Origin of the sequence: Mesorhizobium sp. BR-1-1-10, from assembly GCF_020165595.1 — a bacterium.
Classification (GTDB): Bacteria; Pseudomonadota; Alphaproteobacteria; order Rhizobiales; family Rhizobiaceae; genus Mesorhizobium; species Mesorhizobium australicum.
This window is the reverse complement of the sequence record NZ_JAIUIL010000017.1, coordinates 67,134-84,628: the sequence shown is the minus strand read 5'-3', so window position 1 is coordinate 84,628 and position 17,495 is coordinate 67,134. Positions and strand designations below refer to the sequence as shown.

Annotated in this window: 15 protein-coding genes; 2 read left to right on the top strand and 13 right to left on the bottom strand. The window is 63.2% G+C overall.

Translation table 11 applies throughout. The features are described 5' to 3' along the window. Positions 1 to 2: 2 nt before the first annotated feature. The 12 genes from LB555_RS27845 to LB555_RS27790 all read right to left on the bottom strand — a co-directional run bounded on the left by LB555_RS27845 (position 3) and on the right by LB555_RS27790 (position 14,525). Complete coding sequence (locus LB555_RS27845) at positions 3 to 1,268, bottom strand: ABC transporter substrate-binding protein (protein WP_224684249.1); 1,266 nt, start codon at positions 1,266 to 1,268, stop codon at positions 3 to 5. A gap of 26 nt (positions 1,269 to 1,294) precedes the next feature. Further along, positions 1,295 to 2,125: a carbohydrate ABC transporter permease gene (locus tag LB555_RS27840; protein ID WP_140873231.1), complete on the bottom strand. Its 831-nt coding sequence runs from the start codon at positions 2,123 to 2,125 to the stop codon at positions 1,295 to 1,297. Beyond that, on the bottom strand, positions 2,122 to 3,045 hold the full coding sequence (locus LB555_RS27835; protein ID WP_015317092.1) for a carbohydrate ABC transporter permease: 924 nt from the start codon (positions 3,043 to 3,045) through the stop codon (positions 2,122 to 2,124). The genes LB555_RS27840 and LB555_RS27835 overlap by 4 nt, the downstream gene beginning before the upstream one ends. Further along, positions 3,038 to 4,195: an ABC transporter ATP-binding protein gene (locus LB555_RS27830; RefSeq protein WP_224684248.1), complete on the bottom strand. Its 1,158-nt coding sequence runs from the start codon at positions 4,193 to 4,195 to the stop codon at positions 3,038 to 3,040. Before LB555_RS27830 ends, LB555_RS27835 begins: the two co-directional genes overlap by 8 nt. Further along, on the bottom strand, positions 4,192 to 5,028 hold the full coding sequence (locus tag LB555_RS27825) for a metallophosphoesterase family protein (RefSeq protein ID WP_224684247.1): 837 nt from the start codon (positions 5,026 to 5,028) through the stop codon (positions 4,192 to 4,194). The genes LB555_RS27830 and LB555_RS27825 overlap by 4 nt, the downstream gene beginning before the upstream one ends. A 138-nt stretch (positions 5,029 to 5,166) precedes the next feature. Further along, positions 5,167 to 5,577, bottom strand: coding sequence for a carboxymuconolactone decarboxylase family protein (locus LB555_RS27820; protein ID WP_224684246.1), 411 nt, complete (start codon positions 5,575 to 5,577; stop codon positions 5,167 to 5,169). 381 nt (positions 5,578 to 5,958) lie between these two features. Further along, positions 5,959 to 7,455, bottom strand: coding sequence for a sugar ABC transporter ATP-binding protein (locus tag LB555_RS27815; protein WP_140822370.1), 1,497 nt, complete (start codon positions 7,453 to 7,455; stop codon positions 5,959 to 5,961). After that, positions 7,455 to 8,510: a hypothetical protein gene (locus LB555_RS27810; RefSeq protein WP_224684245.1), complete on the bottom strand. Its 1,056-nt coding sequence runs from the start codon at positions 8,508 to 8,510 to the stop codon at positions 7,455 to 7,457. The genes LB555_RS27815 and LB555_RS27810 overlap by 1 nt, the downstream gene beginning before the upstream one ends. Further along, the gene (locus LB555_RS27805; protein ID WP_224684244.1) at positions 8,507 to 10,630 is read right to left on the bottom strand and encodes an ABC transporter permease; all 2,124 of its coding nucleotides are present in this window, start codon (positions 10,628 to 10,630) and stop codon (positions 8,507 to 8,509) included. Before LB555_RS27805 ends, LB555_RS27810 begins: the two co-directional genes overlap by 4 nt. Before the next feature lie 90 nt (positions 10,631 to 10,720). Beyond that, on the bottom strand, positions 10,721 to 11,746 hold the full coding sequence (locus LB555_RS27800) for a sugar ABC transporter substrate-binding protein (protein WP_015317085.1): 1,026 nt from the start codon (positions 11,744 to 11,746) through the stop codon (positions 10,721 to 10,723). Between the two features lie 88 nt (positions 11,747 to 11,834). Then, positions 11,835 to 12,821 (bottom strand): ABC transporter permease, encoded by a 987-nt coding sequence (locus tag LB555_RS27795; protein ID WP_224684243.1) that lies wholly within the window; start codon positions 12,819 to 12,821, stop codon positions 11,835 to 11,837. Positions 12,822 to 13,091: 270 nt separating this feature from the next. Then, positions 13,092 to 14,525, bottom strand: a complete 1,434-nt coding sequence (locus LB555_RS27790) for a DHA2 family efflux MFS transporter permease subunit (RefSeq protein WP_224684242.1) — start codon at positions 14,523 to 14,525, stop codon at positions 13,092 to 13,094. A 126-nt stretch (positions 14,526 to 14,651) separates the two neighbouring features. Here LB555_RS27790 and LB555_RS27785 point away from each other — a divergent pair, with 126 nt between their 5' ends. Continuing rightward, positions 14,652 to 15,653 (top strand): ornithine cyclodeaminase family protein, encoded by a 1,002-nt coding sequence (locus LB555_RS27785; RefSeq protein ID WP_140718354.1) that lies wholly within the window; start codon positions 14,652 to 14,654, stop codon positions 15,651 to 15,653. Next, positions 15,650 to 17,143, top strand: coding sequence for a histidine ammonia-lyase (gene hutH, locus LB555_RS27780; RefSeq protein WP_140725495.1), 1,494 nt, complete (start codon positions 15,650 to 15,652; stop codon positions 17,141 to 17,143). The genes LB555_RS27785 and hutH overlap by 4 nt, the downstream gene beginning before the upstream one ends. 7 nt (positions 17,144 to 17,150) lie before the next feature. Here the strand turns inward: hutH and LB555_RS27775 are convergent, their stop codons facing one another. Beyond that, positions 17,151 to 17,450: a hypothetical protein gene (locus LB555_RS27775; protein WP_224684241.1), complete on the bottom strand. Its 300-nt coding sequence runs from the start codon at positions 17,448 to 17,450 to the stop codon at positions 17,151 to 17,153. Positions 17,451 to 17,495 lie beyond the last annotated feature (45 nt).

The following is a 17,495-nucleotide window of genomic DNA, read 5'->3' as shown; positions in this document are numbered from 1 at the left end:
CCTTACTGCGTCGGCAGCATGCCTTCGACGTCGCTTGCCGCGTCGGTGAGCGCTTCCTTGGGCGTCGCCGACTGGTCGACGATCCGCGACAGATTGTCGACGATGGTCTGTGTCACCTTCACACCGTTGGTCCCCGGAAAGGCATACCACGGAACCATCAGCGGCATCTGGCTGAGCCCGGCCTGGAACAGCGGGTTCTTCTTGTAGAAATCACTGAGATATTCCGGCGATTTCGCCGCGAGTTCATTGTTGGGGACATAACCGGTACCGGGCACGACGACCGACGCGCCATAAGGGCCGGCGGCGAATTTCGCGAATTTCCAGGCGGCGTCCTGCTTGGCGGCATCCTTGGTCAGGATGACCACGGCATTGCCGCCGGTCGGCAGATGGCCGTTGGCCGGATCGATCAGCGGGATCTTGGCCGTCCGCAGCGTGAACTTGTCGCCGACGTTCTTGATGGTGTTGACCAGCGCGCCGGTGGTCTGGAACTCGAAGCCAACCTTGCCGGCCGCGAAGGCCTGCTCGCCAGCCGGCTTGGTGAAGACCGGCATGCCACCCTCCTTCACCATCCGCTGCAGGATCTCGACTGCCTTCTCGCCTTCCGGCCCGTTGAAGGCGACCTTGCTTTCGTCCTCGTTCAGCATCTTGCCGCCGGCGCCGAACAGCAGCGCCGAAAACATCCAGTCGTCGCCCTGCCAGCGGAAGTCGATGCCGTCGACGCCATTGCCGAGCGCCTTGATCTTGCCGCCGAGCGCGATGACCTCGTCCCAGGTCTTGGGCGGACTGTCCGGATCACCGCCGGCGGCCTTCACCAGGTCGGCGTTGTAATACATGATCGGGTTCGAGGTGGCGAAGGCGAGGCCGACCTGCTTGCCGTTGACCTGCGCCAGCTTCAGGATCGTGTCGGAGAAGCCGAGCTCAGCCATGTTGCCTTCCTTCTTGACCAGCGGGCCAAGATCGACGGCGACGTCGCGTTCGTTGAGCATGCGCAGACGGTTGAGCCCGATGAAGGTGATGTCGGGCATTTCGTCGGTGCCGGCCTGGCGAAGGATGGTCTGGATGCCTTCCTCATAGGTGGCGGACGGGCTGGCGAACTGGATCTTGATGTCGGGATTTTCTTCCATGAACTTCTTCGAGATCGTGTCCATCACGTTCTTGAAGAAGCCGGGCATCGGATAATGGACCGTCAGCGTCGTGTCGGCATAGGCCGGAAGGACTGTCGTCAGCGAGATCGCCGCCGCTGCAAGAATCCTGGGAAGTTGCTTCATGTGCTCGTACTCCTGGTTCGACCCGGTCAGCCTTTGAGACCGGTCATGGTGATGCCTTCGACGAAGCGCTTCTGTGCGAACAGGAAGGCGACGACGAGTGGAAGGGTGATGATCAGCGTGGCGGCCATCAGCGCGCCGTAATCGTCGCCCGCCTCGGCGGCGCGGAAATACATCAGGCCGAGCGGCGGCGTGGCGTAGGCCTGCTTGCTGACGACGATCAGCGGCCAGTAGAGATCGTTCCAGTGGGCGACCACCGAAAAGATCGCAAACGCGGTGACGGCCGGCCAGGCGTTGGGGACGATGACGCGCGCGACGATCCCGAGCTCGGACATGCCGTCGAGCCTTGCTGCGTGGATGAGGTCGTCGGGCATGGCGCGGAAGAACTGCAGGAACATGAAGATCGCGAACACCGAGATGGTGAACGGCGCCACCAGCGAGGTGTAGCTGTTGAGCAGCGACATCCTGTCGAAGGCGACATAGAGCGGCAGCGCCGTGGCATGGATCGGTACCAGCAGGCCGAGCATGACCAGCACCATCATCAGCCGCGCGGCACGAAATTTCAGCTTTGCCATGGCGTAGGCGCAGGGAATCGCGACAAGCACCTGGAAGAAGAAGATCAGGCCGCACACGACGACGCCGTTCCACAGCAGCGTTGCCATCGGCACCTTGCTCAGCGCCTTGGCGAAATTCTCGGCGAAGTAGAAATGCTGGGGGACGAGCGACAGCGACGAGGTAAAGATGTCGCTCTGCGTCTTGCCCGCGGTCGAGATCATGAAGATGTAAGGCGCGAGGATCATCAGCGCGCCCAGCGAAAGCAGCGCGAAACGGACGATGCGGCCGGCAGGCAGGCTGGTCATGTGTAATGCACCCGCCGGTCGAGTACGCGGTATTGGAGAAGCATCAGCACGACCAGGATCGCAAGGAAGACGACGGTCATTGCCGAGGCATAGCCGACGCGCAGGTAGACGAAGCCTTCCTGGTAGATGGTGAACAGCAGCACTTCGGAGGCCTTGTTGGGCCCGCCGTCGGTCAGCATCTTCACGGTTTCGAAGACCTTCACCGCATTGGTGATGCTGATCGTGACGACGAACAGCGTCGTCGGCCCGAGCATCGGCCAGGTGACCAGGAAAAACCGGTCGAGCGCCGATTTCGCGCCATCGACGTGAGCAGCGGCATAGAGCTCGCGCGGGATCGCCGTCAGGCCAGCCAGGAACAGCACCATGTTGAAGCCGACCGACTGCCAGACCCCGATGATCGACAGGCTGTAGAGCACGGTGCTGGAGGCGCCGAGCCAGTTCGGGCCAGGAATGCCGACCAGCGCAAGCAGCGCGTTGAGTGGCCCGATGGTCGGGTGGAAGAGATATTGCCAGACTGTCGCCATGGCGACGATCAGCGATGCGACCGGCAGGAAATAGACGGTGCGGAAGAAACCGCGCGCCCGAGGTTCGCCTTCGATCAGCAAGGCGACGCCAAGGCCAAGCACGATCGAGACCGGTGCGACGATCGCCGTATAGACCGATGTGTTCCACAGCGATTTGCGGAAGGTGCGGTCGGTCAGGAGATGCGCGTAATTCTCGAAGCCGACCAGGCGGAATTTGCCATAACCGAGTTCGAAATCGGTGAAGCCGAGGAAGATGACGGCGACCACCGGCAGCAGCACGAATAGCAGCAAGAGCACGATCGCCGGGGCCGCCAGCAGCCAGGCGGTGCGGTCCTCGCTGCGCCTGTGGAGAGCCGCGGCGCTCGGGATATTGCCAGCCAGCGCGACGCTAGACATAGGCCGGCTCCTGGCGTGCGGGCGCGGCGCTCGCCGTGCGCAGCCGCTTTCCCTCCGGCCCGAAGACCATGGCATGCTCGGGTGGAAGGAGGATACCCACCGGCATTCCCGCAATCAGGTCCCTCGCCTCGTGCGGCGCCAGCTTGGCGATGACGATGTCGCCGGTCGCATCGAGCCGGCAATGGGCAATGACTTCCGAACCGAGGAATTCGAGGCGCTCGATCCGGCCGGCAAGGCCGCTCCGCCCACTGGGAGACAGTTTGACGAATTCGGGCCGGATGCCGAGGCTGACCGGGCCGTTTGCCACCTTCTCCATCAGGGCCAACCGGATGCCTTCGAAGCTGACACGGCCATTTTCGGCAAGTGCCGGTATGATGTTGATCCTGGGCTGGCCGACGAAACGGGCGACCTCGATATGGGCCGGATCGTTGTAGATCGCCTCGGGCGCGGCGAGTTGCAGCAGATTGCCGCCGATCATCACCGCCACCCGGTCGGCCATCGAAAGCGCCTCGGCCTGGTCATGCGTCACATAGAGCGTCGGCACGCCGGCGCGGCGGTGCAGTTCGACGATCTCGCCACGGGCGTGCACCCGCAGATTGGCGTCGAGGTTGGAAAGCGGCTCGTCCATCAGGAAGATCGAGGGGCGCCGCACCATGGCGCGCGCCAGGGCGACACGCTGCCGCTGGCCGCCCGACATCTGCCCAGGCTTGCGGTCGAGCAGATGGTCGATCTTGAGTACCGTCGCCATCTCGCGGACATCGCGCGAAATGCCGGCGCGGATTTCTTTCTGGCCCGGCAGGACCGAGCCGACCAGCGGCAGCCGCTGCGTCCGGCTCAGCCGCTTCATGGCCAGCGGAACGGCGATGTTCTGGCCGGCCGTCAGATGCGGGTAGAGCGCGTAGGACTGGAACACCATGGCGATGTTGCGATCGGCCGCGGCGACCGCAGACATGTCCTTGCCAGCAACGAAGATCTCGCCGCTGTCGGCATGATCAAGCCCCGCAAGAATGCGCAGCAAGGTGCTCTTGCCGCAGCCCGAGGGACCGACCAGGGCGATGAACTCGCCCGCTTCGACATTGAGGCTGACGCCGTTCAGGACGGCATTGCCGCCAAAGGATTTATTCAGGCCGCGAAGCGAGAGCGCGCTCATGACGCGACCTTCTTGCGGACCTTGTGCGCCTCGTGCGGGTAGACTTCCTCGACCACGTCATCGAGGACATGGACGGTCATGCCGGGAACAGCGACGATCTCGCTGGTGACTGTATCGTCGAATTCATGCACGACGGCGCCGAGCAGCCGTTCGCCCGGCATGTCGCGCTCCATGTCGCCGACGACGAAGGCGGCCGACGGACCCCAGACCAGCGCGGTGTTTTCGTATTTGCCTTGCCATGCCCGGTGCAGGTGACCGCTGGCGAAGAGCGCCACGTCATTGGCACCGATCAGATCGTAGAGACGTTGCCGCTGTGCTGGGCGGACGCTCCAGTAACCGGTGTCACCTTCGCCGGGCTCGTCGATGAACAGCGGCTTGTGGGCGAAGAGCGCGACGCGCCGGCCGCCACGGCTTTCCAGCGCCGCACGCAGCCATTCGAACTGGGCCTCTTCCTCGGCATCATCAAAGCCCATCAGCAGGCTGTCGAGACCGATAAATCGCCAGTTTCCGGCGTCCTCCGTCCAATAATCGGGACCAACCAGCCGGCGCCAGCGCTCGAGGCGTTCCGCATTGACCGGCTGCAAGGAGCCCGGCAGATGGCCGACATCGTGATTGCCCGGCACCAGCAGCATCGGGACCGAGATTTCCCGCATCAGCTCCATGCAGAAGCCGATGTCGTCGTCCTTGTCGGCGCCGTCGACGCTGAGATCGCCGGTGTGGATGACGAGGTCAGCGCCGCTTTGCGCGATCCAGGCGGCCAGCGGCTCCCAATTGCCGTTGAAATGCGGCTTGGTCGGGCTGAAATGGGTATCGGTGATCTGGACGATTTTCATGCCGGCTCCACTGCGAGAGCCGGCTGCCGGAAACCCACCGGCGCGACTTCGCGTGGGTCTCCTTAGTGCCGTTACATGTCACTTCCTTAACAGGCAGGGGACAAATGTTCCCCGCCATCCCGATAGGCTGGCTGACGGCTAGCTTTTCACCTCGAATTGCGGATCGACCGGGATCTGCATGGCCGTGACCAGATGATTGGTCTGCCCGGCGAGCCCGATGATCGACACCAACTCGCCGTGCTGCGCGTCTGTCATGCCCTTGGCGCGCGCCGTCGCCGTGTGCGAATGCACGCAGTAGGAGCAGCCATTGGCGGTCGAAACCGCGATGTAGATCATCTCCTTGGTCAGCGGATCGATGGCGCTGTCGGCGACCATCACGACCTTCAACTGCTCCCAGATCCGCTTCAGTGCCGCCGGATCATTGGCCAGCCCGCGCCAGAAATTATTGACGAAATCCGATTTGCGCGTGGCGCGGATATCGTCGAACACGGCCTTCACGGCCGGGATTTTTTCCACCTCGGCATCGCTCAGGAGTTTTGTCGTGGCCATGGCGTTTCCTTTCGTTGGCTCGGTGGATCAGGTCGTTGAATCAGGTCTCGAGCAAAGGCGGCTAACCGGCCCTTCTAATTCAGCTTTCGATGCGCAAAAGCGTTTGCAGATTTGCCGAAGCACTAAACTTCGTCATCCCTGGGCGAAGCAGGCGCGAAGCGCCGTCGCGGAGACCCTGGGATCCATTCCGTGACGTCTATCGAAGTGTGCAGCAGAGCGAAATTCCGCACCGTAGCAGCGCTTCCGAGCCCCGGCATGGATCCTCGGATCTGCGCCGCGTCGCTGCGCTCCTTGCTCCGCCCGTGGATGACGAAATGGCGGATGAGGCGGCTAACCTCCGGTGTTCCATCCAACGGTGCGATCATCCGCCTTCCCCGCCCCCTAGTGCACCGCCGCGTACATGATCTTCTCCTCCGTGGCCTCCGCCGGAGAAAACTCCTCGACGATGCGGCCTTGCCGGCAGACGAGTATCCGATCCGACAGGTTCATGATCTCCGGCAAATAGGACGAGATCACCACCACGGCCAAGCCCTCGTCGGCCAGCCGGTTGATGATCTGGTGGATCTCCGCGATGGCGCCGACATCGACGCCGCGCGTCGGTTCGTCGAAAATGACGATGCGCGGCTGCTGCACCAGCCCCTTGCCGATCACCACCTTCTGTTGGTTCCCACCTGAGAGTTCGACCACGCGAGCATTGTCGTTGATCGCCTTGATGTTGAGCGTCTTCGTCCACTCGGCCGATAGCGCGTGCATCTCCTGCTGGTTGATCACCCAGGCCTTTTCACGGCCGGCCGCCAGCAGGCCGCCAAACAGGTTCTCGGCGATGCTCATCGTCTCGAAGATGCCTTCGCTCTTGCGGTCCTCGGTGACATAGACGATGCCGTCCGCCACCGCTTCGCTCGGCACGAGATAGCGCACCGGCCTGTCGTCGAGTTCGATTGTACCGCCGCGCAAAAAATCGCGCTTGTAGATGCCCGACACGACCTTGAAGGTCTCGGTGCGGCCGGAGCCGATCAGCCCGAACACGCCGGTGATCTGGCCCTCAAAGATCGAGAAGGAGTTATTGCGCACGACATTGCTCATCGAAATGTCCTGCACCGACAGCACTTTCCGGCCCGCCTTGCGCAGCTTGGCTTCGTCGCGCTGGCGGTAGATCTGCCCCGACAAAGTGCGCCCGACCATGGCGGCGACAATTCTGTCGCGGTCGAAGGCCGGCGTGTCGTCGGTGACCACCAGCTCACCGTCGCGCAGGATGGTGATGCGGTCGGCAATCATCAATGCCTCTTCCAGCGCGTGGCTGATGAAGACGATCGAGACACCGTTCGCCTTCAGCCGCCGGATCAGCGCGAAGAAATGGCGTTTCTCCTCCGGCGTCAGGGTCGCCGTCGGCTCGTCGAAGATGATGATCTCGGCCTTGTGGTGCACGGCGCGCGCGATCTCGACCATCTGCCGCTTGGCCGCGCCCAGCGTCGCCACCATGGCGTTCGGATCGACCGGAAAATTCAGCGACTGCAGGAACTGCTGTGCTGAAATATACGTGCCGCGCAGCCGGTTGAGGAATTTTTCAGTACCGAGATAGAGGTTCTGCGCCACCGTCATCGACGGCACCAGGCTGGTCTCCTGGAACACCATGGCAATGCCGGCCTCGAGTGCGGCATGCGGCGAGGCGTAGGCGATCTCCCGGCCCTTGTGGAACATCCTGCCGGACGTGGCGTCGACAACACCGGCGATGATCTTGGTCAGTGTCGATTTACCCGCGCCGTTCTCGCCGAGCAGTGCGTGGATTTCGCCTTTGCGCAGTTCGAAGCTGACGTTCTTGACTGCAGGAACGCCCCGATAATTCTTGGTGACGTTTTCGAGGCGAATAATTGGTTCCATCAGAAACCTCCCGAGGCGAGGTCGACGGCCAGCACGCAATCGCCACCCCTGGAAGCAACGAACAGCTGGCCGCCCTTTTCCACCACGCTGCAAATGCCGTGGCGTGTGCCGTTGGCGCGGCTGTGCAGGCTGAATTGCGGCTGCATGTTTTGATCGAGCTTGACTACCAGCCCGTAGGAACGGCTCGGCGACCACGGCTTGTGGATGCCCATGGTTCTGATGCCGCCACATTGCAGCGGTTCGAGGAAGCTGCGGCGGGAGGCCATCGCCGGCGCGATCCAGTAAGCCGGCGGCACCTGGTCGATCATGTCCTGGCGGTAGTGCGTTTCCTGCAGCACGAATTCGATCAGCCGGTTGCGTGGCGCGAACAAGGTCAGCCACGCCCCGCCATCGCCGGCCGGCGACAGCCGAGCGGGATAGCCGGGCAGATGCGTCATCACGGTCGAGCGATTGCCGGTCGCGCCATCGAAGCGCACGAGTTGGTGACGCCAGCTCTCGCTCACCAGCACATCCCTGCCAAGGGGCTGGAGCCCATAGGGAAAGGCGATCCCGCCGGCCACCTTGCGGAACTCGCCGCCTGCCGCGTTTCGCTTCCAAAGCGAACCGGATGCGCCCTTCGTCATCAGATCGGCGGCCCATTGCGATGGCGCATGCTCGGTCGACCCGTTGGCCAACCACAAAGTGCCGTCCTCGGCGTAGGCAAGAGCGGTGATGCAGCTGACGCCGGCCGGCAGCGACACTTCCTTGCCCGATATCAGCAGCCTGCCGCTTTCGAGCCCCACCGTCAGTTGGCCCGATGGCGACAGAGCCAGCGCCGTGATTGGGGAAGGAAAGGTCTCGACAACCTTCGGTTCAGTGTCGGCGGCAAGCGAATAGATGGCGTTGCCGCTGGAGGCCAGCAGCCCGCCATCGGCAACCAGCAGATTGTCCGGTTCGGTCAATCCGACAAACGCAGGCGCCTCATCCAGCCGCGTGTTGGGACGGAAGGCGCCGTCGAGCGGCGGGATGGTCACCGCCTTGCCACGAAACATATCCAGGATCGGGTCGAGGATCATGGCTGCGCTCCCCAATACGAGGCGGAGCTGGTCCAGTTCGGGTCGGCGCCGGAAACCTTGTAGCGGCCGATGCGGTTGTTGAGGATGCCGCCGACGAACAGATATCCCTTGTGCTCGCGCATCGAGGTGACCATCGGGTGCGCGCCGCCCGTCAAGTCGCCCATCGCCTCGACGATGCCGCCCTTCTCGTTGAATTTCACCACGCCGCCGGTGTTGATGTTGGGGAACAGCCATTCGTCCTGCGGCAGCCGGCGCGTCATGCGCTTGCGCATGTCGGGGTGGCGCAACGACAGGTCGAAGCTCGGCGTGCGCATGCCCAGCCACGCCATCCAGTAATTGCCGTCCGACGCGCGGTTGATGTTGTCGGGATAGCCCGGCATGTCGCGGATGACGCATTCGGCGGTGCCCGCCTTCGGCCCTTCCAGCCAATAGCGATGCACCCGGCAGGCCCAGCTTTCGGCGAAGAACAGCGACTTGCCATCATGCGCCATGCAGACACCATTGGTGTAACGGTAGCCGTCGAGCAGCGTCCTGGTCGACCCATCCCTGGGATCGTAGACCAGGAGGCGGCCGGTGGCGCGGTTCTCGATCGAGTCCAGCGCCCAGTCATGCGCGTCATAGCGCTTGGTCGAGTCCGTAAAATAGATGCGGCCGTCCGGCGCGATATCGCAATCATTGGGATCGCGCAGCCGCGCATCGTCGACGATCGAGGTCCAGGAGCGCGACGTCTCGTCCGACAGCCTTTTGACCGCGCGATCCGGAGAGACGGAATAGAGCCCCATCGCGCCGACGCAGCTGATCAGATTGCCCCCTTTGTCAAAGGCCAAGCCCAGCGGAAAACCGCCAATATGGGCGAACACCTCCGACCTGACATAATCCGGCGCGAAGAAGCGAACGATCTCGCCATGGCGCGTGCCGCAATAGAGATTGTCGTCGCGGTCGAGGATGACGTCTTCCGGCCCTTCCAGTTCGCCGAGCCCGATATGGTCGGCCGCCGACAGCCGGTTGTCGAGCGCGTAAGGCGTGCCCGAACCCGGCACCGCGGACTGGGTTTCGCCCATCCTGAGATAGACCGGCGCGACATAGACCTCGTTCAGCACCTTGTGGCGGTTCTTGAGCCAGCGAATGTCGATGGTCACCGCCACCGCCAGCATGATGCCGAGCACCATCTGGTTGGTACCGGTGCCATAGCCCAGCCGGATCAGCCCGTTGGTCATGGTCAGCACGATGATGGCGCCCATCAGCCCCTTGATCACCGAGCCGCGCCCGCCGCCGAGGCTGACGCCGCCGACCACCGCCGCCGTCAGCGCCATGATCTCGAGATTGAGGCCGGTGCCTGGCCCCGCCCCGCTCAAGCGGCAGGCAATGAGAAAGCCGCCGATCGAGGCGCAGAAGCCGGAAAAGACGTAGGTCATGAACACGGTACGGCGCACCCGGATGCCGGCATTGTGCGCCGAACGCCGGGAGCCGCCGACCGCCAGCACGTGCCAGCCCGGCCGCGAGCGCGTCAGCGCGATATGGGTGACGATGGCGAGGATGATCGCCAGCCACACCGAGACGGACAGGCCCCAGAAAGTGCTGTCGCCGATGAAATCGAGCACGTCGGACGTAGCGGTCGAAAGCTGCACATCGGCTGCATAGGTGGTGACCAGGATGTCGAACAGCGCCCGCCCGAAGATGAAGGTCACCAGCGTAGTGAGGAACGCCCGCAGCCTGAGGTAGCCGACGAGGTAGCCGTTGATCGCGCCGAACACCAACCCGGTGGCGAGCGAGGCGGCCAGCGCCAGCCAGATCGACTGTTCGAGGATAAAGAAGACATAGACGGCGGAAAAGCAGGACAGCGCGAAGATCGAACCGACCGAGAGATCGATGCCGCCGCCCAGCATCACCACCGTCATGCCGGTGACGACCATCGAAAACTCGCCGAGCTGGCGGGTCGATTCCTGCAGGGAAGAAAGCTTGAAGAAGCCCGGAATGATCGAGCCGAAAGTCGCCAATGTCACCACCAGCGCCAGGAAGGGAATGGCGTTGTCGGTCCAGCGCTTGGTCAGGATCTCGCCGACGAGATGGTCGGGCACGAGATTGTAGCGCCAGGACTGGAGGCGTTCGCGAAAGCTCATCGGGTCACTGCTGCCAGGTCTGGGGCCACAAGAGAAAGAGGTGGTCGGACAATCCGGCCACCTCGTCGATATCGGTTGCAGACGATCAGCTTACTTTGCCGCCGCTTCGGCCTGCAGCGCCTTCAGGTCCCAGCAGCTGTCGGGCTTTAGGTCGGCCTTGGTCGTCGCCTTCTCCAGCGTGTAGATGTAGGTGTGGGAGGTGCCGGCCGGCTGGCCGCTCTGCAGCAGGAATTTGATGATGGCGTTCATGTCGCCCGATTGGCGGGCAAGATCGGTCATCACCACGGCGCCGTAGGTGCCGTCGTTCAGCTTGTCGCAATCGGCCGCCTTTTCGCCGCCGCCGGTGGTGACCAAAAACACCTTGCCGTCGAGCTTGGCGTCGCGGATCGCGGCCGATGCGCCGGTGGCATCGCCATCCCAGAAGTCGATGATCGAGCAGATGTCCGGGTTCTGCTGCAGCATGGTCGTGGTCACGTTGCGCGAGGTCGTCGCATCCCAGTTGGAATCGGGCTTGGCCACGACCTTGAAGTCGGGATGCTTGTCCAGCACCTTCATGATGCCGGCATATTGGTAAAGGCTGGAGGAGTTGGCCTGGTCGCCCTGCACCAGCCCGATCTTCTTGGACGAGTTCTCGCCGCAGCCCTTGATCGCGGCTTCCGCCTCGAGCTGGCCGAGCCGGTCCCAGTCGCTGCCGACGAAAGCATCGGCGGGAAAATTCGCCGGATTGTCGACCAGGATCACATAGGTGCCGGCGGCCTGCGCCTTCTTCATAAGCTTGGAATAGGAGTTGAGGTCCGGCGCATGGATGATCAGCACATCAGGTCTGGTGTCGGACGAGATCGCGTCGGTGATCGCCTGCGCGCCGGCATCGACGACCCAGTTGGGATCGCGCGTTTCGAACGTGCCGCCCCAGGCTTCGACCTCCTTCTTCAGATAATGCGCCCAGCCCTGCGCCAGGTCGAAGCCCATCGCCAGCGGCACCAGCATGACGCGCTTGCCTTTCAGCGCTTGTGCATAGGCAGCGGGGCCTGGATCGTCGGCGGCAAAGGTCGGCGCCACGAAGGCGGTGACGGCCAGCGCCGTGGCCGCCGCCATGAGTGTTCTGATCAGTTTCATGTCTCATCCTCTGGTTCGGTTTTCATTGCCGGCCGATCGTCCCGATCGGACCGGGTACCCCAGAGCAAGATGGGCTAGCCCATCTGCTCTAAATGTCACCTTGTTGCGCGGTCTGTTCGTCGCGCGGATTGATGATGCCGTCGACGATGATGGCGCCGAGCAGGATCGCCGCCTTGATCAGGTTCTGGTAGAGCAGCGGAATGTCGATGATGGTCATGGCGTTGAGCAGGATGCCGATCAGCGCGGCGCCGACCAGCACATTGCGCACCCCGCCCCGCCCGCCCGACAGCCCGATGCCGCCGATCACCGCCACCAGCACAATGTCGTAAAGCAGCGTCGAATTGACGACACGCGTGTTGATCGAATGCAGGCTGGCCGCGGTCAAAAGGCCGGCGATCAGGGCGACGAATGCCGAGAGCACGTAACGCAGGACCAGCATCGGCCGTACCGGAATGCCGATATTGCGCGCCGCGACCGGATTGTCGCCGGCGAAATAGATGTAGCGGCCCCATTTGGTGCAGCGCAGGAACAGGAAGAACAGGAACGCCAGCCCCGCAAAGACGAACACCTCGATCGGGACGTCGAGAAAGCGCAGACCGCCGAGCAGTTCCACCCAATGGCCCTGCGGCACCGGCACGGCGTCCTGCGTGATCAATTGCGAACGGACATAGCCGAAGACGAAAGAGCCGGTCGCCAACGTGACGAAGATCGCCGGTACATCGGCGTAGGCGACGAGAAAGCCGTTGAGCAGGCCGATGGCGAGCACGCCGGCCAGCACATAGGCGAAGGCGAGCCCGTCCGGCGTTCCGCTGTTGAGCAGTTGCAGGTACCAGGCGACCGACATGGCCATGATCGCAACCGCCGACAGGTCGATGCCGCGGCCGATGATGACGACAGCCATGCCCAGCGCCAGTATACCCAGCACCGAGACGGAGCGGATAATGGCGACCAGATTGTTGGCATCGATGAAGCCTGGCAGGCCTATAGCCGCGGCAACGAACAGCACCACCGCTATGGCAAAGACAATGCCTTCCTGATTCAGGCTTCTGAAGTTCAGCCAGCCGGCCATGTTCATTATCTGCTTTCACCCCGGTGGCAGTGCTGCCACCCCTGGAGAGAAAGCTAATCGGCTCAACGCCGCTTCGTCAAATGAATCCGCGTTCAAAACGTGGGCTGGCGATGAGATTCGCAAAGTGGACGCATTGATTGCCGAATCTGGCGCAATGCCCGGAAACTCCTGCACTTTTGGCCATTGTTTGCGCCGCCTCGGCGCTTGGCGAAGCACAACACCAAGGCGAAAGGCGAAGACGGAATTTAACCCTGCGATCTGGCGGAAAATTCGATTTCAGTTCCCGGCAACATGGCCGGAGACCTCGGCGCCGGCACCTCTCGGCAACACCAGGAAACGAAACGACGCCACCAGCCCGATAATGCCGATCAGCAGGAAGGCTGCTCGAAAATCGACGAGGTCGAGCGCCGGCCGGTCTCTCGCGATCTGCGACAGGTTGAGGATCGCCGCCGCCACCGCGACGCCGAACAGCATCGCCACTTGCTGCAGCATCGAGGACAAGGTCGCCGCGGAGCTACGCTGCGCGGCGGCGATATCGGCGAAGGCCAGCGTGTTGAGCGCGGTGAACTGCATCGAGCGCGACAGGCCGGCGATCAGCATCAGCGCCACCACCAGCGGCTGCGGCGTCTGCGGCGAGATCGCCGCGCAGGCCATGATCGACACCGAGGCGATGATGCCGTTGTCGACCATCACCGAGCGGAAGCCGAAGCGACGCAGCGTCGGCGTCGTCACCGTTTTCATGCCGAGATTGCCGAGGAAATAGGCCAGGATCATCATGCCGGCATCGACGGGCGATAGGCCGAAGCCGACCTGGAACAGCAGCGGCAAAAGGAACGGCGTGGCGTTGATCGCCACCCGGAAGATGGTGCCGGCCGCAAGCGTCGAGATGGCGAAGGTCTGCACCTTGAACGAGGAGAGGTCGAGCAGCGGATGCGGCGCGCGGCGCAGATGCCGCACCGCTAGCCAGCCGTCGACGATCCCCGCCGCGATCAGCCCCACCGTAGGCAAGGCCCCATCCTCCGGATGCGCGATGCGCTCGAGACCATAGAGCAGGCAGGCGAGCCCCAGCGACGTCAGGAAAAACCCCGGCCAGTCGAGCGGCTTGGGATCGGCTTCACGATCACCCGGTATGAAGCGGGCGACCAACACCAGCCCGATCGCGCCGAGCGGGATGTTGATGAAGAAATTCCAGTGCCAGGACAGATAGGTGGTGATGAAACCGCCAAGCACCGGGCCGACCACGGGCGCGAAGAGCGCCGGCCAGGTGATAAGCGCCGTGGCGTTGAGCAATTCGGATTTCGACGCGTTGCGCAGGACCAGGATGCGGCCGACCGGCGTCATCAAGGCGCTGCCCAGGCCCTGCACGGCACGGGCAACGACGAATTCGGTCAGACTCCCGGAGAAGCCGCAGGCGAGCGACGCCAGTGTGAACAGCGCGATGGCTGCGAGGAAGATGTTACGCGCGCCGAACCGGTCGGCGAGCCACCCCGACAGCGGCACGAACACCGCCATGGTCAGCATGTAGACGGTGATGCCGATGCTCATCGCCAACGCCGGCACGCCGAAGGAAGCGCCCATCTGCGGCAGCGACGTCGAGATGATCGTCGAATCCAGCAGCTGCATGAAGAAGGCGATGGCGACGATCAGCGCCACGCGCCGCGAATTCGTGGCTGTCTCGGGCAAGGCTTCATTTTCGGGAATGGCCGTCATGTCGGGTCGGTTTCAACAACATTTAGCCAACTGCGTCCAGAGATGGACCAACAAACTTTCGTGTCGCATCGCCGCCTGTTATGGAATGAATGGGCCTCGGTCTTAAACAACAGGAACCGTGCGGGCATGAAGCCTATCTATATCGACTACCTCAACGCCCTCGACATCGAAGCGCTTGCCATGGCCGATGGCGAGATCATCGACGCCGTCGAGGCCGGGCTCGTTGCGCAAGGCAAGGGCCAGACGGTGATCGAGCCGCGTGTCCACCTCGAACCCGACCCATCCTTCCACGGCCATTTCAATGTCTTGCGCGGCTACGTCGCGCCGCTCGATACGGCCGGCGTGAAAATCGTCGGCGACTATGTCGACAACTATCTTCACGGCCTGCCCTCGGAATTCGGCATCCTCAATTTGTTCGATCCACGCACCGGCACGCCGCGCGCCATTCTCGACGCCACGGTCATCACCGACATGCGCACCGGCGCCGTCACCGCCATCGGCGCCAAGCACCTGGCGCGCAACAACGCGAAGGTGCTCGCCCATATCGGCGCGCGCGGCACCGCGTACTGGAATGTGCGCCTGCTCGACCATCTCTTCGATTTCGATGAGATCCGCGTCCATTCGCGTCGCCCAGAAAGCCGCGATGGCTTTGCCGCAAAACTCTCCGCCGACCTCGGCAAGCCCATCACCGCGGTCGCCGACTGGGAGAGTTGCGTCAAGGGCGCCGACATCGTCGTCGAAGCCTCACGCCTGCCCGAGCCGCAGCCGCTGCTGAAGACAGAATGGATCAAGCCGGGCGCGCTTGTCGTTCCCTATGGCACGATGAGCGCCGTGGAGCTGTCGCTGACCGACATCATGCAGAAGATGGTCGTCGACGACTGGGGCCAGTGCAAGGGCGGCAAGTTCGGCTCGCTGCGTGCGCATGTCGAGACCGGGCGACTGAGCGAGACGACGCTGCATGCCGAACTCGGCCAGATCGCCGCTGGCCTCAGGCCGGGACGGCAGAGCGACGACGAAACCATCCTCTTCTGGCATCGCGGCCTGTCGCTGTCCGACATTGCGCTCGGCAAGGCGATGCTGGCCAAGGCGCAGGCGCAAGGCATCGGCCAAAGGCTGCGCTTCGCATGAGCGCGCTCGTCCTCACCGGGGCCGGCGTCAGTGTCGACGATGTCGCCGCCGTCGCCCGCGAGGCACGCAAGGTGGAGATCGGAGCCAATGTCATCGGCAGGCTGGAGAAGGCGCGAAAGGTGCTCGACCAGGCGGCGGCCTCCGGCCAGCAGATCTACGGCTTGAACACCGGGCTCGGCGCCAATCTTCGCACATCGGTCGAGGGTGACGCCAGCGCCTTCCAGCGCCAGCTACTCGAGGGCCGCAGCGGGGCGGTCGGCGAAGCGCTGCCCGTCGAGGCCGTGCGCGCCACCATGCTTGCCCGTCTGACAATGTTGTCGGCCGGTGGCTCCGGCCTGTCGCCCGCCGTGTTCGTTGCCTTGATCGAAGTCCTCAACGCCGGCGTCCATCCAGTGATGCCGTCGCTCGGCTCGATTGGCGCCGGCGACCTGGTGTTGATGACCGCGATCGCCCGCCTGCTGATCGGCGAAGGTGAAGCCGATTATCAGGGAAGGCGCATGCCAGCGGTCAAGGCACTGATGATGGCCCGCCTCGGCCCCATCGGCCTGGCGCCCAAGGATGGACTGTCGCTGATCAACGCTTCCGCCGTCTCCGCCGGCGGCGGCGCGCTTGCGGTCACGGACGCGCTGTCGGCTCTTGCCCAGCAGCACCAGGCCGGCGCGCTGACCATGGAAGGTTTCGGCGCCAACCGCACCATCCTGGACCCCCGCCTGCACATGGCGCGGCCCGCCGCCGGCCAGCAGGCAGCCGCCAAGGCGCTGCATGATCTTCTCGCCCGCGACGAAGCGCCCGCGCCCACCACCATACAGGACCCGCTGTCGATCCGCTGCATGCCCTCGATCCATGGCGCGCTGATCGAGGCGATCGGCCAGGCAAGACGCGCCGTCGAGACCGAACTCAATGCCGCCGCCGACAACCCGCTGGTTCTGAGCGACGACGAGCTGGTGCTGTCGACCGGCAACTTTCACACCGCTTCGCTGGCGCTCGCCTTCGAGACGCTAAGCCTGGCAATCGCTCAATGTGCGGCCGCCAGTGCCGCCCGCTTCATCCAGCTCACCGGCCCGGGCCGCAACGGCCTGCCCAAATACCTGTCGCCGGTCGGTGGCGCCTCGGCCGGTTTGGTGCCGCTGCAAAAAACGGTGACGTCGATCCTGGCTGCCATCCGCCACAAGGCCAATCCGGTGATGCTCGATTTCCTGCCGGTTTCGGAAGGCGTGGAGGATCACGCCACGCAGACGCCGCTGGTGGTTTCGAAATGCGCCGACATGATCGCGCTGTGGCGGCGGCTGATCGCCTTCGAACTGATGGCCGCCGCCCAGGCCGTGGATATGCGTCAAGGGTTGACGCCGGCGCCACGCACCGCAGCGGTTCAAACAGCCGTGCGCGGGCTCGTCCCAACCCTGAAGGAAGACAGGCCTCTCGGCATCTACGCCGAAGCACTCTACGCCGCGCTGACCGGCGGCACATGGCAGGCCTTATGCCGTTTCTGACATGCCATCAATATGCCGACGAAGGGTCATCAGAAAATTTTTTATTTGGGTAGAGATGCTTCTTCTGCCACTTCAGCCCATAAAACAGTGCTCCATGTATTCCGTTGACTTCAGTTTTCTTTTGTCGACCCTTATTTAAGGAATCCTGAAATCGTCTGCCTCTCTTACTTCCAACGCGCTTAAAGAAATCTTCAATGAATTCTATATCCTGACTGTTCGGAAACATCAATTCAAAGTCCTCATCCGACACTGCATAGATATTATAGGCCGAATTGATGGCTCCATCGATCAATTGAACATTTTTCATTGACGCATTGCTCCCGAAAAATCGTGTGGCTCGGCCACAGGATAC